The sequence below is a fragment of the Haloprofundus salilacus genome (assembly GCF_020150815.1).
Lineage (GTDB): Archaea > Halobacteriota > Halobacteria > Halobacteriales > Haloferacaceae > Haloprofundus > Haloprofundus salilacus.
This window is the reverse complement of the sequence record NZ_CP083723.1, coordinates 1,031,512-1,051,019: the sequence shown is the minus strand read 5'-3', so window position 1 is coordinate 1,051,019 and position 19,508 is coordinate 1,031,512. Positions and strand designations below refer to the sequence as shown.

Annotated in this window: 20 protein-coding genes; 13 read left to right on the top strand and 7 right to left on the bottom strand. The window is 64.0% G+C overall.

Translation table 11 applies throughout. The annotated features are described in order from the left end of the window. Nucleotides 1–220: 220 nt before the first annotated feature. The 3 genes from LAQ58_RS05400 to LAQ58_RS05390 all read left to right on the top strand — a co-directional run bounded on the left by LAQ58_RS05400 (nucleotide 221) and on the right by LAQ58_RS05390 (nucleotide 4,099). Entirely contained in the window at nucleotides 221–2,251 is a 2,031-nt protein-coding gene (locus LAQ58_RS05400) for a bacterio-opsin activator domain-containing protein (RefSeq protein WP_224449585.1), read from the top strand. A gap of 140 nt (nucleotides 2,252–2,391) precedes the next feature. Beyond that, nucleotides 2,392–3,621: a cation:proton antiporter gene (locus LAQ58_RS05395; protein WP_224449584.1), complete on the top strand. Its 1,230-nt coding sequence runs from the start codon at nucleotides 2,392–2,394 to the stop codon at nucleotides 3,619–3,621. A gap of 76 nt (nucleotides 3,622–3,697) precedes the next feature. Beyond that, a complete protein-coding gene (locus LAQ58_RS05390) occupies nucleotides 3,698–4,099 on the top strand; it encodes a DUF8048 family protein (protein ID WP_224449583.1) in 402 nt (133 codons plus the stop codon). A 161-nt stretch (nucleotides 4,100–4,260) separates the two neighbouring features. Here the strand turns inward: LAQ58_RS05390 and LAQ58_RS05385 are convergent, their stop codons facing one another. The 3 genes from LAQ58_RS05385 to LAQ58_RS05375 all read right to left on the bottom strand — a co-directional run bounded on the left by LAQ58_RS05385 (nucleotide 4,261) and on the right by LAQ58_RS05375 (nucleotide 6,191). Further along, nucleotides 4,261–4,782, bottom strand: coding sequence for a YciE/YciF ferroxidase family protein (locus LAQ58_RS05385; protein WP_224449582.1), 522 nt, complete (start codon nucleotides 4,780–4,782; stop codon nucleotides 4,261–4,263). A gap of 136 nt (nucleotides 4,783–4,918) precedes the next feature. Continuing rightward, the gene (locus LAQ58_RS05380; RefSeq protein ID WP_224449581.1) at nucleotides 4,919–5,320 is read right to left on the bottom strand and encodes a DUF7970 domain-containing protein; all 402 of its coding nucleotides are present in this window, start codon (nucleotides 5,318–5,320) and stop codon (nucleotides 4,919–4,921) included. Further along, nucleotides 5,313–6,191: a ParA family protein gene (locus LAQ58_RS05375; RefSeq protein ID WP_224449580.1), complete on the bottom strand. Its 879-nt coding sequence runs from the start codon at nucleotides 6,189–6,191 to the stop codon at nucleotides 5,313–5,315. Before LAQ58_RS05375 ends, LAQ58_RS05380 begins: the two co-directional genes overlap by 8 nt. A gap of 701 nt (nucleotides 6,192–6,892) precedes the next feature. Here LAQ58_RS05375 and LAQ58_RS05370 point away from each other — a divergent pair. Continuing rightward, nucleotides 6,893–7,879: a BGTF surface domain-containing protein gene (locus LAQ58_RS05370; RefSeq protein ID WP_224449579.1), complete on the top strand. Its 987-nt coding sequence runs from the start codon at nucleotides 6,893–6,895 to the stop codon at nucleotides 7,877–7,879. An 85-nt stretch (nucleotides 7,880–7,964) separates the two neighbouring features. Here the strand turns inward: LAQ58_RS05370 and LAQ58_RS05365 are convergent, their stop codons facing one another. Further along, nucleotides 7,965–8,567, bottom strand: a complete 603-nt coding sequence (locus tag LAQ58_RS05365; protein ID WP_224449578.1) for an ArsR/SmtB family transcription factor — start codon at nucleotides 8,565–8,567, stop codon at nucleotides 7,965–7,967. A 52-nt stretch (nucleotides 8,568–8,619) separates the two neighbouring features. Further along, a complete protein-coding gene (locus LAQ58_RS05360; protein WP_224449577.1) occupies nucleotides 8,620–9,951 on the bottom strand; it encodes a S8 family serine peptidase in 1,332 nt (443 codons plus the stop codon). A 177-nt stretch (nucleotides 9,952–10,128) separates the two neighbouring features. Here LAQ58_RS05360 and LAQ58_RS05355 point away from each other — a divergent pair, with 177 nt between their 5' ends. Further along, entirely contained in the window at nucleotides 10,129–10,359 is a 231-nt protein-coding gene (locus LAQ58_RS05355) for a hypothetical protein (RefSeq protein ID WP_224449576.1), read from the top strand. 39 nt (nucleotides 10,360–10,398) lie between these two features. Here the strand turns inward: LAQ58_RS05355 and LAQ58_RS05350 are convergent, their stop codons facing one another. After that, complete coding sequence (locus LAQ58_RS05350; RefSeq protein WP_224449575.1) at nucleotides 10,399–11,517, bottom strand: tyrosine-type recombinase/integrase; 1,119 nt, start codon at nucleotides 11,515–11,517, stop codon at nucleotides 10,399–10,401. Between the two features lie 172 nt (nucleotides 11,518–11,689). Here LAQ58_RS05350 and LAQ58_RS05345 point away from each other — a divergent pair, with 172 nt between their 5' ends. Together LAQ58_RS05345 and LAQ58_RS05340 are read left to right on the top strand one after the other, a co-directional pair. Continuing rightward, nucleotides 11,690–12,079, top strand: coding sequence for a MaoC/PaaZ C-terminal domain-containing protein (locus tag LAQ58_RS05345; protein WP_224449574.1), 390 nt, complete (start codon nucleotides 11,690–11,692; stop codon nucleotides 12,077–12,079). After that, on the top strand, nucleotides 12,076–12,750 hold the full coding sequence (locus LAQ58_RS05340; protein WP_224449573.1) for a DUF4166 domain-containing protein: 675 nt from the start codon (nucleotides 12,076–12,078) through the stop codon (nucleotides 12,748–12,750). Before LAQ58_RS05345 ends, LAQ58_RS05340 begins: the two co-directional genes overlap by 4 nt. A gap of 8 nt (nucleotides 12,751–12,758) precedes the next feature. Here LAQ58_RS05340 and LAQ58_RS05335 read toward each other — a convergent pair whose 3' ends face one another. Further along, the gene (locus LAQ58_RS05335) at nucleotides 12,759–13,730 is read right to left on the bottom strand and encodes a D-2-hydroxyacid dehydrogenase (RefSeq protein WP_224449572.1); all 972 of its coding nucleotides are present in this window, start codon (nucleotides 13,728–13,730) and stop codon (nucleotides 12,759–12,761) included. 131 nt (nucleotides 13,731–13,861) lie between these two features. Between LAQ58_RS05335 and LAQ58_RS05330 the strand changes: the two genes are divergently transcribed. From LAQ58_RS05330 to LAQ58_RS05305, 6 genes are all read left to right on the top strand, one after another. Then, nucleotides 13,862–14,710: an aldo/keto reductase gene (locus LAQ58_RS05330; protein ID WP_224449571.1), complete on the top strand. Its 849-nt coding sequence runs from the start codon at nucleotides 13,862–13,864 to the stop codon at nucleotides 14,708–14,710. Between the two features lie 68 nt (nucleotides 14,711–14,778). Then, nucleotides 14,779–15,333 (top strand): peptide-methionine (S)-S-oxide reductase MsrA, encoded by a 555-nt coding sequence (gene msrA, locus LAQ58_RS05325; RefSeq protein ID WP_224449570.1) that lies wholly within the window; start codon nucleotides 14,779–14,781, stop codon nucleotides 15,331–15,333. Between the two features lie 63 nt (nucleotides 15,334–15,396). Next, nucleotides 15,397–15,585: a DUF5786 family protein gene (locus LAQ58_RS05320; RefSeq protein WP_224449569.1), complete on the top strand. Its 189-nt coding sequence runs from the start codon at nucleotides 15,397–15,399 to the stop codon at nucleotides 15,583–15,585. Nucleotides 15,586–15,867: 282 nt separating this feature from the next. After that, entirely contained in the window at nucleotides 15,868–16,428 is a 561-nt protein-coding gene (locus tag LAQ58_RS05315) for a metal-dependent hydrolase (RefSeq protein WP_224449568.1), read from the top strand. Between the two features lie 113 nt (nucleotides 16,429–16,541). Further along, nucleotides 16,542–17,414, top strand: coding sequence for a helix-turn-helix domain-containing protein (locus tag LAQ58_RS05310; RefSeq protein WP_224449567.1), 873 nt, complete (start codon nucleotides 16,542–16,544; stop codon nucleotides 17,412–17,414). Between the two features lie 373 nt (nucleotides 17,415–17,787). Next, nucleotides 17,788–19,389 (top strand): right-handed parallel beta-helix repeat-containing protein, encoded by a 1,602-nt coding sequence (locus LAQ58_RS05305; protein ID WP_224449566.1) that lies wholly within the window; start codon nucleotides 17,788–17,790, stop codon nucleotides 19,387–19,389. Nucleotides 19,390–19,508: the final 119 nt, after the last annotated feature.

Here is a 19,508-nt window from a genome sequence, read left to right as displayed (position 1 = left end):
CCATATAGCGGTTACAAACACACACACACCCTCACTAATTATGAGCACCCAGACGATAGCCAGCGTAACGGCATCCCTGTGTGAATATAACCCGACTTCCACGTACTCGGTGTCCCCACTACGGCTACACGCTCGACAGTTTACCGGTGAGAGGAGAGTTCGATTGTGGGCCATCACAGAGAGCTGAAACACCGGTCTTCGACTACAGATCTCCCAAAAGATGACACACCAGAACCCGCCGGAAGACGGACGCCGAATCGCCTCGGGAGCGCCCGATACGACACACCGATGCACCATCTGGTTGCAGACGGACGGTACCATCGCCGCGGTGACCGACCGCTTCTTGGAGACGACTAGATACACCCGCGAAGAGTTCGTCGGTCGGGACGCGCTGTCGGTTCTGACGCGCGAGGTTGACGAACCCGACGACGAAGCGAACGACGCCCTCGCGAAGGCGATTCAGCGGCTGCTCGACGCCAACACCATCTCGGTCGAAACCGTCGAGACCGAGGTCCCGACGGCCGACGACGACACCGCCTCGTTCGCGCTCGACCTCATCTCCCGCCCGCCCGACGAGGAGTTCCGCGGCTCCGTCGGCGTCCAACCGGACGAGAGCGAGCAGGGAATCCACGGCCGCGACCGGTGGGTGAAAATCCGCGCGATGGACGACGCCTCCATCGCGCTCTGTCTCACCGACCCACGTCGCCCCGGCAACCCACTCATCTACGTCAACCGCGGATTTGAGGCAGTCACCGGATACACGGCCGAAGAAGCCATCGGACAGAACTGTCGCTTCCTCCAGGGCGACGACACCGATCCCGAAGCCGTCGACCAACTGCGCGAGGCCGTCGACGAGGGCGAACCCGCCTCGGTAGAGCTGAAAAACTACCGGAAGGACGGCACGCCGTTCTGGAATCAGGTCGAGGTCGTCCCGATTCGCGACGAGAACGGCGAAATCGTCCACTTCCTCGGCTCACAGCGCGACGTGACCGAACGGAAGCAGCGGGAACGAAAGCTCCGAGAGCAGCGCGAACAGCTGCTTGCGCTCGACCAGATAAACCGAGTCATCCAGGGTATCAACAGCGCGCTCGTCTCGATGTCGACCCGCGAGGAAGTCGAGGAGCTCGTCTGTCGGCGACTCGCCGACTCCTCGTCGTACGCGGCGGCGTGGATCGGCGAAGTCAACAGCGCCCGCGGGACGATTACGCCCCGCGCCAGCGACGGAATCGACACCGCCGCGCTCGAATCGGAGACGGAGGCGCTCGACGTGGCTAACGCCGACGACGAGCGGTTCGCCTCGCCGGCGATGCGGGCGACCCGAACGCAGGAGGTCGTAGTCGTCTCCAACATCGAAGACGAGGCCGACAGCGAGTGGAGCGCGTGGGCGCTGGAGAACGGATACAACTCGGCGGCCGCGGTTCCCATCGGCTTCCAGGAGTTCCAGTACGACGTCCTCACCATCTACTCGTCGCGCGACCACGCCTTCAGCGGGCAGGAACGCGGCGCCGTCGCCCAACTCCGCGAAATCGTCGGCCACGCTATCAACGCCATCGAGCGCAAGGAGGCGCTTCTGGACAACATCGTCGTCGAACTGGAGTTCGTCATGCGCGACCCGAGCAGCCCGCTGTTCGGCGCGACGAACGACGGGGATTGCACGGTGACGTACGAGCGGACGATTCCGCTCGCCGACGACAAAGCCATCCAGTTCATCCGCGTCAACGGGATGGGATGGGAGGAGGTTCGGACCGCGCTCACCGACGACCCCTCGGTCGACCACGCCCGCGTCGTCTCCGAGCAGGAGGACGGCTGTCTGGTCGAGATTCGCTCGCCGGAGACGCCAATCACCTCGAAACTGGCGACGTACGGCGGGCAGGTCGTCGAAGCCGTCGTCGAAGACGGCGAGTTCCGCGTCGTGGTCGAGGTGCCCCACGAGATCGACATCCGCGAAATCGCGACGGCGGTCCAGCGGGCGTACCCCGACGCCGAACTCGTCGCCCAGCGCTCAACGACGCGCAGCGTCCAGACGCTCAAGCAGTTCCAGTCAGCGCTGGCCTCGCGGCTCACGGACAAACAGCAGGCCGCGCTCGAAGCGGCGTTCGTCGCCGGCTACTTCACGTGGCCCCGCGAGAGTACCGGCGAGGAGATCGCCGAGGGACTCGGTATCGCCCCAGCGACGTTCCACGAACACCTCAGAAACGGTCTCGCGCAGTTACTCGGCGCGTCGCTCGAAGGCGCGGACCGCTCGAATTGACGGACCTTACGGAACTGGCGGCTTTCGACCGCAGAATCGGGTGCGACGCTTTGGGGTTCGGTTCTCCACTCTATCGATACGAGTACATTCCGTTCGACGCGAGTTAGTTACATCACTGTCTCCCCGGTACACTGCCTCCCATGCCCGAGGCCGTCTCTACGCTCTCGACGCTCCTGGGCGTCTCCGCGCTCGCGCTTCTCGTTCGGTTGCTCACCGACCGCGTCTCGAACGTCTCCTATTCGGTGACGCTCGTACTCGTCGGATTCGCCGTCTCTGCGCTGCAGATCCCTCTCACGCTCACGCTCTCGCACGACCTCATCATGGCGATCCTCCTGCCGACGCTGCTGTTCCAAGGTGCGGTCGAACTCGACCACGAGACGTTCCGACGGAACTGGGAACTGCCGCTCGTGCTCGTCGTCGTCGGTCTACCACTCGCGATCCTGCTGCTCGCCGTCTCGACACACGTCGCGCTGGCGGTTCCGCTGGCGGTTGCAACGCTGTTCGCGACTATCATCTCGCCGACGGACCCGGCGGCGGTGCTCTCGCTTTTCGACGAGTTGGACGCGCCTGAACGACTCTCGGTGGTCGTTGACGCCGAGAGCCTGCTCAACGACGGCGTCGCTATCGTCGTGTTCACTGTCGTCCTCGGTACCATCTCCTTCGGATCGCGAGCGCCCTCGACCTCGCAGTTTCTCTCGCTGGTCTCGATAGAGCAGTTGGCCGTCCGACTCGTCGTCGTCGGCGCGGGTGGCTTGCTCGTCGGCGTGCTCTTCGGCTACCTCGGACGCTACGCGACGCGGTACATCCGTGACCCGATGGGGACCGTGCTGTTCACGCTGCTTCTGGCGTACGGGAGCTACGTGCTCGCCGAACACACCCTCGGCGTCAGCGGTGTCCTCGCGACGGTGGGCGCCGGTCTCGCGCTGGGGCTGTCGGGCGAACAGTTCACCGAACGGAGTGACGAGGCGCAGTTCGTTCGGACGGTCTGGGACACGGCGGCGTTTCTCGTCTCGACGTTCGTCTACCTGCTCATCGGGACGAACGTCCGGTTCGACCATTTCATCGCGCAGTTCGACCTCATCGTCCTCGTGGCCGTCCTCGTCGTCCTCGCGCGCGCGGTAACAATTTATTCCGTCGTCGGTCTCGCGAACCGCGTCGCCGACGAGGGCGTCCCGCTCACCATCCAGCACGTGATGGTCTGGGGCGGCCTCCACACCGTAGTTCCGGTCGCGCTGGTGCTGAGCCTCCCCGACGGCGTCCCCCATTTGGATGCACTCCGCACGCTCGTTTTCGGCGTCGCCGTCGTTGGTACCGTCGTCCAAGGGCTCCTGATGCCGTTCGTTCTCCGCGCGACCGGAGTGACGGAGTGACCAGATTTATCAGCCACGGAACACGATTCTCGGTGCTCTTCCGTTGCCGTCTCGTACGGTTCGGTGGTGACCACCAATGACCGACTACCCGTTCCACGACGACGTCGTCGACGCCGTCGCCGACGCGCGCGGCATCGACCGCGACGGCCTCTCCGAGGCGCTGGCTGCCGTCCAACGCAGTTTCGAGTGCGACGACGGCGGGTACGAGTACTCCAACCGCCACCACTTCGGCTGGCGGGACGACCAGTCGTACTACCTCTACGGGAGCGAGCACCTCTGGGAGCGACTCGGAGAGGAACTCGAACTCGACGACGACCTGACGGCGGCGGCCCGGGACGCGCACTACCGCGAAATGGTTCGCTCGGCCGAGGACCGCGGCGAACGTGACCGGGTCCGCGAGATGCTCGACGCCGACAACGAACCGCTCGTGCTCGTCGGGTTGGAAGCGGAGGGACCGCCGCCCGGTATGGAGGGGTGAGGCGTCGCTCGCAACGAGGAGGAGTAATGATGCGCCGCTCGGACGAGGCGACGCTCTACCGCCGAAAGCGCCTGCTATCGCGGAGAGGACCCGATTCAACGCGAAAAAGACAGCCTCGGTAACCGGCACTCGGTCCCCGTCTCGCCCGACCGCCGCCGCGCTCACCCGGTGAGCTTCTGGAACAGTTCCTTGAGTTTCGACCCGGTCGCCATCGTCTGGAGTTCGTCCAGCGTTCGCTGCTCTTCGTCGAGGTTCTGCTCCAGCGGCTCGGTCACCTCGCGACCCATATCCAGCCGGTCAGCGAGCATCTGGAGGCTCTCGTAGCCCGTTATCTCGAACCGCTCGGTCTTCATTCCGGCGCCGAGATAATGGACGTTGCGGAGTTCGTCTTCTCCGACCATCTCGTCGAAGTTACGTTTGTCCTGGAGCATGCCGTCGAGCGCGTACACCTCGTGCTCGAATGGTTCGCGGTCGATGGCGTCGAACACGCGTTCGAGCCGTTCGACCTGCTGTCGGGTCTCGTCGCGGTGGTCGGCGAAGCCCTGGCTGACGTTCTCGTTCGGCGTCTGCATCGCGAGTTCGTCGAGCGCGTCGACGAGTTGGTTCTCCACGTAGTACATACAGCCGAGTTCGTACTCGAACAGGTCTCGAAGCGTCTGCAGGGATTGTGTTTCTGTGGCCATGGTTTCTGCACATGAGTTCGCCACGAGGACGCCGATAAACGTTCGTCGACAGTCATCCTGTGCAAACGGTTCCGTTTCAGGGTCTATCGATTCAAACCGATCGTCACCGTAAACGAACGACCTCGGAGACGGTCGCCTACTCCTCGCGCGTCTCGACGACCAGTGCGGCGATGTCGTCGGCGTGCTCGGCCGCGACGCGCACCAAGGCGTCGTGAAACTCCCGGCCGGTCACGTCGCGGACGCCGTGCTCGCGCCGAAGCGCGACCTCCACCTCGAACTCGAGGTCTTCGAGCGCGTCGAGCGTCTGGTCGCGGACGTAGACGCTCTTCGGGGTCGTCTCCTCGAAGGAGAACGCCGGGCCGCCCTCCTCGGGCGTCGATGCCGATGATTCCTCGTCGAGCGTTTCATCGTCCATCGTTTCGCTGCTGATTGTCTCGTCGTCCGCACCCTCAGGCGATTCCGTTCTCTGTGCTTCTTCGGCCGTTTCCTCGTCGCCGAGCGCGTCGCTCAACCCCGCGAAACGGTTGCCGTCAGGCACTGGCCGTCACCTCTTCGTTCTCCTCGCTCCTGTCGGCGTCACTGTCGGCGCCGACGTCGACCGTTCCCGCTTCGACGACGTGGGCGAGTTCGTTGAGGCGCGCGACCATGTCGTTGTCCGGTTCGTACTCGCGCAGCGTCTTGCCGTCGCGCCACGAGCGCCGGAACGCGATGCGGCGACGGAGACCGGGACCGGGTGAATCGTCGTCGTCAAACTCCGTGCTGCGGGCGAACCCGGGGAGGTACTCGGCGAACGATGAGGATTCGAGGTCGCGGATGATGCGCTTCTCCTCGTTGTTACCGCTAAGGTCGTTCGGCACGATGGCGAGCAGTTCGAGGTCAACCTCCTGGCGAATCGGAACGATCTGCTGCTCCCACATCCGCTCGAACCCGCTGACGCTCGGTTCACTCATCAGCAGCGGAACGATGACGTTACCCGACCCGATGAGCGCCGCGTCCGAGAGCGGCCCGAGACTCGGCGGTGAGTCGATGACGACGTAGTCGTAGCGCTCGCCGAGCAACGGTTCGACGATGCGACGGCGGACCCACAGCACCCCGAACGTCGAGTTTCGAACTCGGTCCTCGGCCCCGTCGAGGTCGACGTGCGCCGGAACGACGTCGAACCCCTCGCGCTCGCGGATCACCGCGTCGACGGCGACGGGGTCGTCCTCGGTGAGGACATTGCCGATGTGCGGACTCTCTGCTTCGTAACATTCCTTGAGACCGACGCCCTCCGTTGCGTTCCCCTGCTGGTCCAAATCGACGAGCAGTACGTCGTTGCCCCGCGCAGCGAGCGCGTCCGCGAGGTTGATCGCGACAGTCGTCTTGCCGACGCCGCCTTTCTGCAGCGAGACGCTGACCGCACGACTCACCGCATCTCACCCCGTCCGAACTGCGTGAACATTTTACAATTTGTAGACAGTCTCCAATTCGAACACCGCGTACCAAGTGTCGACCGTGTCATCGTCGCTCACGTCTCTCCGACGTGGCTTAACAGTATCCACGCGCACCTGACTGTCCACCCGCTTTGGAATTTCCAGAATTTGTAAAAACCACTTTCTTTAAGAAATCCTGCCGAGTCGTCTCAGTCGCGTGGTGGCTCTAAAATTTGTAAAAGTTGTAAAAATTGTAATTCTACGGGCAGCGTTACCGGTTGCGCGAGAGTGTGTCCGGCCGCAGTCGGACGATTCGAGTATCAACCGAGACAAACGAAACTGCGGTTGTTACCGTATGCGTCCATTTTATGTAAGCGCGTTACGGTAGCCTCGAATGCGACGCTCACGCACACTCTGGTCAGTCACGGTTCAGACATGCGGCGACGAGCGTCGTACCGGTCCCCGTTCTCTCTGGTGTCGTTACTTCAGTCGAGACTTAACTTATCGCCGACATTATCACCCTACTCGGCTATCTGCTGACTCGTGACCGTTCGAAACTCCCTGCTGGACGTCGCCGTCAACGCGAACGCCGTTGCACCGCCCTCCGACAAAACGCCGTCTCGTCGACGCCCGTCGGTGATTGGATGTTGACTCGACAGTCGACGTTGACCCGCGAGTCGGCAGTGCGTCGACGAACGATGCTGACAGCTGTCGCACGTGGCTTCGTCGTGTTCTCCGTTCTCCTGACTGCTGTGGGAACCGGTACCGTCGCCGCGGCTGCCGACGATTCGGACGAAGAGCTAGTCCTCCTCTACGCAGGTGACGAACTCCTGCTCGAAGCTGCGGAGAACCAGGTGGTCCACGGCGAGACGACGCTGGACGCGGGAATCGAAGTGACTGTTCGAATACGGTCGGCACACGGTGCCGACGACGTGTTCCTCGAAAGTCGGTTCACCGAGGTAGACGAGTACGGGACGTTCAACGTCTCGTTCGACCTGAGCGACAAGCAGGCGAACACGTCGTTTACCATCTCCGCATACGGCGGTGGTCTCTCGTCGGACGACGTGGACGGCCGACTCGAACCGTGCACTGACTGCACCTCGTCCCCGACGCAGATGACGCTGCCGCCCGCCGACGAAGCAACCGTTGTACCCGCCGTTCGGGTCCGACAGAGCAACACCGCGCGTATCCCAGTGACGTACGGCGACGCCAGCCGAGTGACACTCGTCATCGGCGGCGAGGATGTGGGCTTCACCGCCACTGTGACGGTTCGCGACGAGAACGACGACGGTCGCGCGGTTATCGAGTTCGACACCAGCGAAGCAGGGTTCAGTTCCTCTCCGACGCGTTCCGACGACGACGTAGTGGACGAGTCGCAGACGCAACTGAGCCGGGTTCTCGACCCCGGCGACTACCCGCTGCGACTGTATCTCGGATCGGATACCGACGGCGAACCGGTCGACGTCGGCACGCTCTCCGTGCTCGAAACTCCGGTGTTGACCGAGACACCGACGACGCAAACGGCCGAGCCGACGCCGAAGTCAGAGACGGAGACGCCCGTGCGGAATCAATCGACGGTTCTCGATAGCATGTCGAATCTTCTCGGGAGCGTCGGTGCACTCGCGCTCGGCGGCGCTCTCGCCGTTGTAGGTATCGGCGTTCTCCTCGGATTCTTCCGGTCGTAACCGGTCGTAATCGGTCGTAACTTCCGGTCGTACCGGTTCCCAAATTCTCTCTACGGACGATTTTCCGGCGAGTCAGGCAGGCGAATTACGCGTCTGCGGTGAGTGCGAGTGCGGCAACGACGAGAAGACAACCGAAGAAAAAGAGCACACCCGGTTCGACGACTCCGAAGACGACCCACGCGAGCGTCGTACCCGGGTCCGGCGCACCCCAACTGGCCGGACCGAGAACCGCGTCTCGCGACCCCCCGACCAACCGCTCGGTACCCCACTGGACGAGAACGCTCGCTCCGACGAGGATACCCAGTCCGGCGACGAGTTCTCGAAGCGATCGGTCGACGGCGGGCCGGAGTTCGTGGTTACTGACGAAGACGAGAGGGTCGCTTGTCGGCCCGTAGACGGTCATCTCACGACCCTTCTTGGAGTACTGAGTATCGACGGCCTCGGTGAGACCAGCCTCTCTGAGGTTCATGAGGTGGTAGTTGATGTTCTGGACCGACGTGTCGGTGTGGTGAGCGAGTTCCGAGGGGGTTCGGGGCTCTTCGAACAGGCTGCGAAGCAGTCGACGTGCCGTATCGGACGCGAGCGCATCGAGCACTTCGTCAGTTTCTTCGGACTGGACGTCGAGGACGCGAGGACATTCGTTCGTCGTCGAACTACGCTGGTGGAGTTTGTCGATAAATCCGGACATAGCTAGAGTGGAGTTTCGTTCGGACCGACGACGAGTCGGTACTAAGTGCTATCTATGAGTCAAATGCTGATTTAACCGTCCCGTTGCCGACGGCCGCAACCGGTTCGACACGGCCGTACCCCGTCGATGTGTCGATTCCGGTCTTCCCGACGTCTGTCGCCGTTCGTTCGAGTCGGCGCTCGACTTCCCACGGTTCGAGCGTCGGGTCCGCGTCTAGCAAGAGCGCAGCCACACCGCCGACGTAGGCGGCGGCCGCGGACGTTCCGACGAACGGCTCTTCCTGCCCGGCGACGCGGTGGCGACTCGGTGCGACCACGTCAACGCCGAGACGACCGTCGTCGGTCGGCCCGCGCGAACTGAACGGTTCGAGTCGTTCTGCCTGCTGGTCGTACGCGCCGACAGAGAGAAGTTGTCCCGTCGCCGGGGCAGTGACGCTCCGTTCGGGCGTGGTAAACTGTAACCCGTGCGTCGACGATTCGAGCGTCACTCGCGCCGTCGTCTCGTTTCGAGGGCCACGAACGACGACGAAGTACGTCCCCGAGCCGACGTGTGCGGTCAGCCGCTCGTTCGGGGTCGTGTCGGCCGTGTAGGGCTGTGACCGAGCGACGAGACGCGTTCCGTCTTCGGTCGTTCGGTATAGTTCAGCGGTGAACGCCTCGTTTCGATGCGCGTCGTCCCACGAGAGCCAGAGCGTCACCGTTCCCGTGTCGCCGCGCAGATAGTTCCGCTCGTCGTTGCCGAACTGATGGACGCCGGTCGCTCCTGACTCGTTTCGCCCCGACTGGTACCGTCCGGACCACTGCCCCCGCGCGAGATTCCCGTCCGGGGCGACGAAGACGACTCCTCGTTCGGTCGCCCTCGTCGCGAGTCGGGCGACACGCGAACTGCCGTCACCGGGTTTGCCGTAGAAAGAGACGGGGGTGACGACGATGTCAACGTTCGCTCGAAGAAACCACTCAACTGCCCGTTCGTAGCCCTCTGGCGAATCGACTGTCGCGAGATACAGCTTCGAGTCGGGCGCGGTTCGAGCGACAATGGACGCGACGCTGGTTCCGTGCGTGTTCGACCGACGGTCCAGACTCACTCCGACCGATTTGTCCGATTCGAACGTGCGCGATACGACGACTCTCTCACTCAGATTCGACTGTGAGCGGTCGAATTCGGTCACGTCTACGATGCCGACGGTGACGTTCTCGCCGGTGAGTCCAGCGCCGTGGAGTCGGTGGAGTCGCTCCTCCGACCCGACCGTCGCGGAGCTCGGGGTCGATTCGGCGGCGCTTCGCTCCCCAAACTGCGGCGAGACGGCAATGTAACAGATACCGCCGGTGAGGGCGAGTACGCAGAGACAGACGACGAACACCGTCGACGTTTCGTTTTCAGTCACGGGTGGGTCGAAAACGTCTGAGAGAGATGACCGCATTCAGGCGTTCCCGAGTACAGCTGACGATACTGGAGGGCATGCTGTCGGCGGTTCACCGGCAGGTGACAAAACGTTGCTGTGTTCGACCTCGACCACTCGTCCCGCCATCAGTTATTCCCCGCTCGCGGTCGTACGTCGCGTATGGCATCTCAACTATCCGAGGACGACGTCGGCAAATCCGTCTATGACGACGGTGGAAACGAGGTCGGTACCGTCGACGAGGTGACCGACGACGGGTTCTACCTTCGCTTCGGCGAAGGTGTCGAAGTTACGTGGGGCGGCGCGGACGAGGAGCGCTACCCCGTCGGTTCAGGTTCCGTCGCGGAAGTGACGGGCGACCGCGTGACGCTTGAAGGCGACTTCGAGGGGTAGGTACGGGCAGCCGCGAGCAATCGGGAGAAACTCGATCAGTCACGCTCCGTCGCGCTCCAACACCCGGTCGACCCGTCGAGCGGTTTCGGCCGCCCGGATGTCGGAGTACGACTCGTGCGTCGTCTCGATACTCGCGTGCCTGAGCGCTGACTGCGCGAGTTCGGCGTGACCGCTGGCGTACAGTTCGTGGCCCAGCCCCCGCCGCGCACCGTGCGGTTTGAGGTACTCGCCGCGAACGTCGATGTCCGCGTCGGCGCAGAGACGCTTCATCACGCTCCGCGCGCCGTTCGTCGTGAGCGACGGCGGCGTCACCCGCTCCTCGCGGACGACATGCGACAACGGCGCTTTCTCGCAGCGTGCGTCGATCTCCTCGTCAGTCCACCCCCGCGCGCCGAGTTGCATCTCGATAGCCTGCCGAAGTGACGGACCGTGACCGGTCGGAAACACCGGCCACGACGCGTCGGCGGGTTTACAGTACTCGCGGTGGTCGACGAGCGCCGCACTCGCGCGTTCAGGCAACTGCGCGTACTCGTACTCGCGGGACTTGCCGAACACCCGAACTGCGTTGGCGTCGGTGTCGACGTCGTTCCACGTCAGTCCCGAGCGCCTGTCGTCGGCGGCAGCGGCGAACGCTTCACCGCCGCGAACGCCGGAAAGTGCTAACAGGGCGACGAGCGCCCTATCGCGAAGCGCACGCCGTATCTCGCGCTCGGAGCCGGTCTCTTGCGCCTCCTCGGCTCGGCGGTCGACGTAAGTGAGTATAGCGTTCCGCTGTTTACGGCGCCAGAACTGACGTTCCCTGTCGCCGTGGTCTTCGGGGAGTTCGTCGGTCGCACGCGCCGATTTCGCCGGATTCACGTCGAGGAGTTCGTCGGCCACGCAGAACCCGAGAAACGCCCGGACGTAGGCGTAGTACGTGTTTGCCGTGCTCGCGCGGAGTTCACTTTCGCGCACAAGTTCTTTCAGGTGACGGGCGTAGCGCCGACAGTGCATGACGGTCAGGCCGTTGAGTGAAGCCACGTCTGCCTCGTCGCGAAGCCACGCGGCCCACCCGGCTAGCACCGAGCGGTAGTTCTTCCGGGAGTTCCCCGCCTCGACGCCGTCGAGATAGCGCTCGATAGCCGACTCGATGGTCGCCGGGTCACTCTCCTGGTGCATCGGTTCCGTTTGACGTAGCCAGCCGTAAATAGCTGTCAGTCCGGCGTTCGAGTCCGAAAACGGCCGACTGGCTCGACGGACGCGAGACTTATAAATCAGATATTACTATACAAACGACGGAGACGAGAGCTACCCTCGCTTTTACTCTCGAGGTGTTCTAACTCTCCAGACGATGACTCCGCCGACACCGGGCGATAGCCACACGGTCGAACGCACGTTCACCGCCGAAGAAGTCGACGCCTTCGCCGATCTCTCGGGTGACACGCAACCGCAGCACACCGAACCGGACGAGGAGGGGCGGCGGATGGTTCATGGATTGCTGACGGCGACGCTCCCCACCCAAATCGGCGGCGAGCAGGGAGTCCTCGCGCACACGATGGAGTTCACGTTCGCTCGCCCGGTGTACACGAACGAGCGAATCACCTGCACGTGGACCTACGAGACCGTCGAGGAGCGCTCCGACCGGTACGACCTCACCGCCACCGTTGTCTGCTCTTGGAGCGACGAAACCGTTCTCTCGGGTACGGTTACCGGACTACTCTGGAAGGAAGAGCGCCGATGACCGGCGTCTACGAGCGGGCGCTCGGGTCCGAAGCCGACGAACTCCACCCGGAGGTTCGAGAGCGATACGTCCTCGACGCCGAAGACGACGCGCTCTGCGTCGGCCGCGGTGAGATGAACATCAGTCGCGGGACGCACGTGTTGCCGGCGCTGTACGCGATGGCCTCCCGAAATCTCCTCTTTCCCGAAGCCGGTAACGACGTCCCGTTCACGCTGAAAACTGTCGGTCTGCGCGACGACGCCGGGCGCGAGGCGCTTTCGACGATTCGAACGTTCCGCTTCGACCACGGACGCCGCCGGTTCGACTCGCTGACCGTCTGGGACGCCGAGAACGGGCGATTACTCGACTTCCTCGGAACGGGCGGTCTCCTCGTCACGGAACTCCGACCATCGGTCGAGGCGGGCGCGCTCGTCGTCGAAAGCGGCCGCCAGTGGGTTCGACGCGGCGACCGGTACGTCCGACTTCCCGCCCTGCTGGCGGCGAGCGTCGAGGTTCGCGAGCGGTACGACGACGCCGACGAGCGGTACCACGTCGACGCCGTCGTCGAAAACCGACTCGCGGGTCACGTCCTCAGTTATCGCGGCACGTTCACTCAGGAGACGGAGACGCTCGAAACGATCCCCGACGAGTTCCGACCGACGCGCGGACTCGACGCGCTCCCGCCACGGTGAGGCTCCGTTCAGAACTCCACTCGGTTCCTGAGCTCCGCGGTCTCTTCGGTCTCTGCGAGCCTTTCGACGTTCTCGGCGACGATGTCGGCAACGCGCTGCCAGTACCGCGGCGTGTCCCCGGCGCTGTGCGGCGTGATGATGACGTTGCCGAACGTCCACAGCGGGTGGTCCTCGGGTAACGGTTCGGGGTCGGTCACGTCCAGCGCCGCCGCGGCAATCGAGTTTTTCTGCAGGGCGGTGACGAGCGCGCCGGTGTCGACGACGGGGCCGCGGGCGACGTTGACGAGAATGGCATCGGTCGGGAGCGTCCGGAACGCGTCGCCGTCGACGAGCCCGCGGGTCGTCTCGGTCAGCGGGCAGGCGAGGACGAGCGCGTCGGTCCGCGCGAACGCGTCGGCCAGTTCGTCGTCCTCGAAGCCGATGACCTCGTCCGTCGGCCCGCCTTTCTCCGGCGAGTAGCGCACCCCGACGGTGTGGACGCCGAACCCCGAGAGGCGTTCGACCAGCGCCTCGCCGATTGCGCCGAGACCGACCACGGTGACGGTGCTGTCGTACAACTCGCCGCGAGTCTGGAACCGCCGCCACTCGCGGCGCGCCTGCCGACGCATCCCCACGTCGAGGCGGCGGGTGAGCGACAGCAACGTCGCCAGCACGTGCTCGGCCATGTTCGGTCCGTGGACCCCCGACGCGTTCGTCACCGCGACGTCGCGGTCGGCGAACGCGTCGAGCGGCAGGTGGTCGACGCCCGCCGAGCCAGCGGCGAAGACGTGCAGGTTCGGGGCGTGTTCAAGCAGTTCTTCGTCGGCGCGGAGACCGACGAGTACGTCGGCATCTGCGGCGACGTCAAGTTCCTCGGGGCGCGTCCGCGCGTAGCGAACGTCGTGGGTCGGCAGTCGTTTGCGGAGCGCCTCGGCCGCTTCTTCGCTCGACCGACCGTGAGCGCGGCCGCGGAGAACGCCGACAGTGAGTTGTTCGGCCATCGCCCGTGACTTTGGCAACGGGGGAGGCAAGCGTTGTGGTCGACCGTCAGGGAAGCAGGCGTTGCGGTCACTGAAGGGCGGCGCGCGCCGGTCACCCAAGAGGCTACTATCTCGCGGCCGTCTCTTCCTCTATGACGCTCGAAAACCGAAGTGACACGTTCGACATCGGCGGCGACCTCACCGTGCATCGACTCGGCTACGGCGCGATGCGCCTCACCGGCGAGAACATCATCGGCGAACCCGACGATGGCGAGGAGGCCCGCCGCGTGCTCCACGAGGTCATCGCGACCGGAACCGACCTCGTCGACACCGCAGACTCCTACGGCCCGGCCGTGAGCGAACGACTTATCGGCGAGACGCTTCACCCGTACCCGGAGGACCTCGTCGTCGCCACCAAGGGCGGCCTGCTCCGCAACGACGAGGGCGACTGGATACCGAACGGCGACCCCGACTACCTCCGCAACGCCGTCCTCGGGAGCCTCGACCGCCTCCGCGTCGACAGCATCGATCTCTACCAACTGCACCGCCCGGACCCCGACGTCGACTTCGAGGAGTCGGTGCGGACGCTCGCGGAACTGAAGGACGACGGAAAAATCGAACACGTCGGTCTCAGCAACGTCTCGGTCGATCAAATCGACGCCGCTCGCGACATCCTCGACGTCGCCACCGTCCAGAACCGATTCAACGTCGGCGACCGGGAGCAGGAGGACGTACTGGAGGCGTGCGAAGACGCCGGCATCGGTTTCATCCCGTGGTACCCGCTCGGCGCGGGCGACCTGGGCGACAAAGCCGACGCCGTCGAGGAGATCGCCGACGCGCACGACGCGACGACCCAGCAGATCGCGCTGGCGTGGTTGCTCCACCGCTCGGAGGTGATACTGCCAATTCCGGGCACATCCAGCGTCGACCACCTCCACGACAACGTCGCCGCGTCCCGAATCGACCTCTCCGACGACGAGATGTCGCGGCTGAACGAGTAACCGAACGCGCTCGGCCAAACGACCTCCCTTTCCGTAGCATCTTAACGCCTCGCGCCCGTATCTACCCTATGAGCAACACGGAGACAGCGACGTTCGCCGGCGGCTGCTTCTGGTGCATCGAGGCGGCGATGAAGGAACTCGACGGCGTCCTCGAAGCCACCTCGGGTTACACCGGCGGCGACGTGGCCGACCCGACGTACGAGCAGGTCTGCACGGGCGAGACGGGCCACGCTGAGGCCGTCCAAATCGAGTACGACCCCGAGAAACTGAGTTACGAGGACCTCCTGCAGGTGTTTTTCACCGTCCACGACCCGACGATGCTCAACCGCCAAGGTCCCGACGTGGGCACGCAGTACCGCTCCGCGGTGTACTACCACGACGACGAGCAGCGGGTACTCGTCGAGTCGTTCGTCGAGGAACTCGAAGCGGAGGACGCGTTCGACGACCCCATCGTCACCGAGATCGAGCCGCTCGGGCCGTACTACATCGCCGAAAAGTACCACCAAGACTACTACGAGAAGAACCCCGGCGACGCCTACTGCACGTTCAACGCCGAACCGAAGATCAGAAAGGTTCGCGAGAAGTTCACCGACAAAGCGAAGCAAACCCCCGCGGACGACTAACGAGTCCGACACGAATCTGCGACGTACCGTACGTGTTTTGTAGCCGGGTGAGAGTCTAGAAACATGGGTTTTGGTAGCTACGACGAATCCGAGCAGCGAGACCAGACCGTGAGCGCCGACGCCGACGACGGCGTGAACGTCCACGAGAACGACCACGAGGGGAAGGTGACGTTCGACTCGGAGGCGACGACGGACGACCTGCTCTCGCAGCTCGAAGAAATAAAAGCGGATGCGGAAACGGAAGACGAGTAGCGACGGTCTCCGGCCGTCTCCGATGACGCCCGTCTGACATACGTTTATATATTGGTTGTTCATCTACGGAAGTACAGACCGTAGGTCGTCGGGAACACGGGTAGGGGTACGCGTCGTTCACGCGCCCTACGGAATTTTCAGTCGGCGAGCGATAGCTCTCGCCGTCGGCGCGGGATGCGAGGGCGGCGCTACCGGTCGCTCCGAAGCGACGACTCCCGCAGCGCCTGTCGGCGACCAGTCACCAATCGGGATGAATCCATGCGCTTATACGAGGAAACGGATTTGACGAACGCAATGTGGTTCCCCGCCCACCTCGCCGTCGGCTACCTCCTCGGCGTCCGGGTCCGCCTCTCGCTGGGGTGGTGTCTGCTGGGCGCCGCGCTGCCGGACCTCGTCGACAAATCGCTCGGCTTGACCGGTATTTTCCCCGCGTACCAGACCGTCTCGCACTCGCTTTTCGGACTCGCCGTCGTCGGCACGGTGCTGTACTCGACGCCCACCGAGTACCGAAAGACGGCGGGCGTCGCGTTCGGCGTCGGGTGGCTCTCGCATCTCGGCGCGGACCTCCTCCAGTTGACGCTCGACGGCCGAGGCGCGCATGCCGCCGGAATGCTCGGATGGCCGGTGACGCACTGGTCGAACCCCATGGTCGATGGGTCGGTTCCGGGTTACACCGACACGCTGCTGTCGGCGGTGCCGTTCCTCTCGGACGGCTACGTCAGTCAGTACCTGTCGTCGGTGTCGTTCCCACTCGAACTGCTCGTCTGTCTCGTCGCGCTCGCGCTGTTCGTCGCGGAGCGACGCCGAAAGAAGCGGTCGGTCCCGCAACGTATTCAGAGGTAACTGCCCGCGCACCACGTCCGATTACCCCGATGCTAAGGCCGCTAGACCGCCGGAAACAGTCGAAACGGAGCTTTGGATTTATCTAGCTCCCGCGTGGAGAACTCTTCTGATATGTGGGTCCAGCTCCGACCGACGATAGCCCCGTCGAAGACGGCGCAACTGCGGATGAGCGGGTCCCGTTTCTGCAGGTGGGCGGCACCGTGCCGTTGAGTATGGACGGTGACCCTGACGACGGGCCCGACCGGGACGCCGACGGCGACTCGGACCGAAACGTCGACGGAGTGGCGACGGCCGCTGGTCTCGAAACCGACCTCTACGAACTCGTCGTCGAAGCGTATCTCGCACACCCGAGCGTCGTGCTCTGCCCCACGCTCGACGCGGTCTCGGAGTCGACCCTCAAACCGCGGTCGCAGACGACGTATCGCGGCCGCGAGACGCTGTTTTTCACCGCCTCGAACGTCGACTACCGCGGCTTGGAGACGGCGCTCGTCGAAGACTCGACGGTTCGCGACCCGACGCTCGTCGGCGTCGAATCGAACTACAGGATGTACCGGGTCGGGTTGAGCGAGTCGGCGAAGTGGCCCACCGAGTTGCCCGAGGCGCTCGGTGCGTCCGTGATGACCGCCGAGAGCAACAGCAGCGGGTGGCTCGTCCGTATGCGCCTCCCGGACAGAGAGGCGCTGGCGACGCTGAGCGGCCGCTGCCGCGAGAACGACGTGGACTTCCGGGTTCGGCAACTATACACGACCGACACCGAGGAGGAGCGGGGTCAGAGAACACGCTACGGCGTCACCGACGACCAGGAACGACTGCTCCGCGCCGCCTACGAGATAGGGTACTACGACGTCCCCCGCCGGAGTTCACAGAACGAGTTGGCCGAGCGATTCGACGTGTCGCCGTCGGCGGTCTCCCAGCAACTGCGGCGCGGGACCGGCGCGCTCGTCGGCAGTACGCTCGTGACGCCGACGTTCGAGAACGAGTTCTAACCGCGATACGGGATCGCCCCGCGCCCTCTCATCGCTCGAAAAACAGCACGAGACGTCGTTTAGCAAGCTAGTAACCGTTCGAGTGACACCGGGTTTCGGACCGAAAAGCCCACCCTCGCACCGGCGTCCGTTGCGTCCGTTGCGCCCGTTCCGGTGGCGATTTGGAGGCCGGTAAGCTCCGATTAACCGCTCGTTATTGGGGGTCGGTTATTTAAAACCTACAGCACTGAACGACTGTCTATTAGACCTGATTGTTCTGTATTATTTCCACGAACGTTGCAGACCTACCAAACTGGGTGCCACGTTAGGGTCACGATAACGGGGGGAAGAACGCCGTTTTCGATACGAGGTAGGGAGCGACGCACGAGACATCATGCCTAACAATATGTACGTCTGCGGAAACGAACGTGGAGCGGAATCGAACGAACATGCGACGAACCGAACCCGACGCGGCTATCTCAAGGGCGTTCTCGGCGTGGGGGTCGCCGGGGCGGGTGTTCGACTGGGTAGCGGCGTCGGTGCGGCTACAACGAGCACCGACATGAGCGAGCTGTTCGAGGAGTACGACCGCGTGTACGACGTCGTCGAAGCGGGGGCTGACAACACGGGCAACCAGCCGATAAACGACGTTCTGGAACGTCTCCGCGGCGACAACACGCTGTTGGTGTTCCCGCCGGGCCGCTACCGGATGGACCGACAGTTCCGCTACTCGGACTTCGAGCAGTTCGGTCTCGTCGGCAACGACGCGACGCTGGTCCCGGCGAACTATCACGAGTTCGACGGCCCGCAGTACCGCCTGTTCCGCCTCGGCGTCCACTACGCGCCGGGCGCGGACATCCGGTTCGAGGGATTCGAGGTCGACTTCACCGCCGACGACACCGGAATTCGCGTCATCGACGCGCTGGCGTCGGAACGGTTGCTCGTGCGCGACGTCGACGTCGTCGGCGAGCACGACAGTGGAACGTGGGGTCCGGGGCGGTTCTGCGTCACCGACCCCGACGGTGTCGGTATCGTCGAGCGTTTCCGCGCGCCCGACGGCGGGGCGTGGGTCGACGAGACGCCCAACGACGGTAACCTCTGGAAAGGGCCGAGCGGCATCATCTCGAACGTCCACAACCACGGCGAATTGACGTTCAGAGACTGCGAGCTCGGTGCGTTCCCCGACAACGGCCTGTACGCCTCGGGCGGAACGGGGAAAATCGTCGTCGACGGCGGTCTGTACAAGAACAGCGACACCGCCAACATCCGTCTCGGCGGCACCGAAAGCGAGATTCGGAACGCGACGGTGGTCGTCGACGACAACCGCCCGCAGGACGTCAACCAGCGGGCGATTCGCCTCGAAAACGGCGAGAATCTTGCGGTTCGGGACACCGATATCCGTATCCGGTCGGTCAACGGCCACGCACTGACGGTGATGAACACCTGCGAGTCGACGTGGATTCAGGACGTTCGAATCTCGATGGCCGGCGACAAGGTCAAACACGGTATCGTCATCTCCCCGGAAGCGGGCGAGACGACCGTCTACCGAACGGCGATCGACATGAACATCCCCGGCGGCTACGGCATCAAACTCACCGACAGCAACCGGACAGCCCGGGTGAACTGCGAGGAAGTGAAGATAACCGGCGACGTGGGCGACGAGGGCGCCCGGTCGGGCATCTTCTGTGCACGGGACAACGTACGATTCTCGATGGTGACCGTCGACCAGACGGGGGTGGGCCACCGCCGCGCCATCGAGAACGTCGGCGACGACTGCAAGCTATACGGCGGCGAGTACCTCGCGAGCGAACGCCCCATCTGTAACTACGGTAACGGTTTCCGCGTCGAGAGCGTCTACGCCGAGTCCGACGACGACTACTACGGGCTGTATCTCTACGAGCCGAGTCGTGACGCATACGTCAAGAAGAGTACGCTCGTCGGCGGCATCTACGACAAGACGGAAGACAAGCTGCGCGCGTGGGGCAACGAGTTCTGATCTCGATCGACGAGAACTAAATAAACGGAGGCGTCTCGACGCGACGCGAACACCGCTGGCTTACGACCGCCCGAACTCCGGCGGCTCACCGACATAGCGTCTCTATAATAATCACCCCG

Excerpts from the sequence above, each read along its gene's own strand:
- LAQ58_RS05400 (WP_224449585.1), top strand. The coding sequence starts at position 221 with ATGACACACCAGAACCCGCCGGAAGACGGACGCCGAATCGCCTCGGGA.
- LAQ58_RS05395 (WP_224449584.1), top strand. The coding sequence starts at position 2,392 with ATGCCCGAGGCCGTCTCTACGCTCTCGACGCTCCTGGGCGTCTCCGCG.
- LAQ58_RS05390 (WP_224449583.1), top strand. The coding sequence starts at position 3,698 with ATGACCGACTACCCGTTCCACGACGACGTCGTCGACGCCGTCGCCGAC.
- LAQ58_RS05385 (WP_224449582.1), bottom strand. The coding sequence starts at position 4,782 with ATGGCCACAGAAACACAATCCCTGCAGACGCTTCGAGACCTGTTCGAG.
- LAQ58_RS05370 (WP_224449579.1), top strand. The coding sequence starts at position 6,893 with ATGCTGACAGCTGTCGCACGTGGCTTCGTCGTGTTCTCCGTTCTCCTG.
- LAQ58_RS05365 (WP_224449578.1), bottom strand. The coding sequence starts at position 8,567 with ATGTCCGGATTTATCGACAAACTCCACCAGCGTAGTTCGACGACGAAC.
- LAQ58_RS05355 (WP_224449576.1), top strand. The coding sequence starts at position 10,129 with ATGGCATCTCAACTATCCGAGGACGACGTCGGCAAATCCGTCTATGAC.
- LAQ58_RS05350 (WP_224449575.1), bottom strand. The coding sequence starts at position 11,517 with ATGCACCAGGAGAGTGACCCGGCGACCATCGAGTCGGCTATCGAGCGC.
- LAQ58_RS05345 (WP_224449574.1), top strand. The coding sequence starts at position 11,690 with ATGACTCCGCCGACACCGGGCGATAGCCACACGGTCGAACGCACGTTC.
- LAQ58_RS05340 (WP_224449573.1), top strand. The coding sequence starts at position 12,076 with ATGACCGGCGTCTACGAGCGGGCGCTCGGGTCCGAAGCCGACGAACTC.
- LAQ58_RS05335 (WP_224449572.1), bottom strand. The coding sequence starts at position 13,730 with ATGGCCGAACAACTCACTGTCGGCGTTCTCCGCGGCCGCGCTCACGGT.
- LAQ58_RS05330 (WP_224449571.1), top strand. The coding sequence starts at position 13,862 with ATGACGCTCGAAAACCGAAGTGACACGTTCGACATCGGCGGCGACCTC.
- msrA (WP_224449570.1), top strand. The coding sequence starts at position 14,779 with ATGAGCAACACGGAGACAGCGACGTTCGCCGGCGGCTGCTTCTGGTGC.
- LAQ58_RS05320 (WP_224449569.1), top strand. The coding sequence starts at position 15,397 with ATGGGTTTTGGTAGCTACGACGAATCCGAGCAGCGAGACCAGACCGTG.
- LAQ58_RS05305 (WP_224449566.1), top strand. The coding sequence starts at position 17,788 with ATGCCTAACAATATGTACGTCTGCGGAAACGAACGTGGAGCGGAATCG.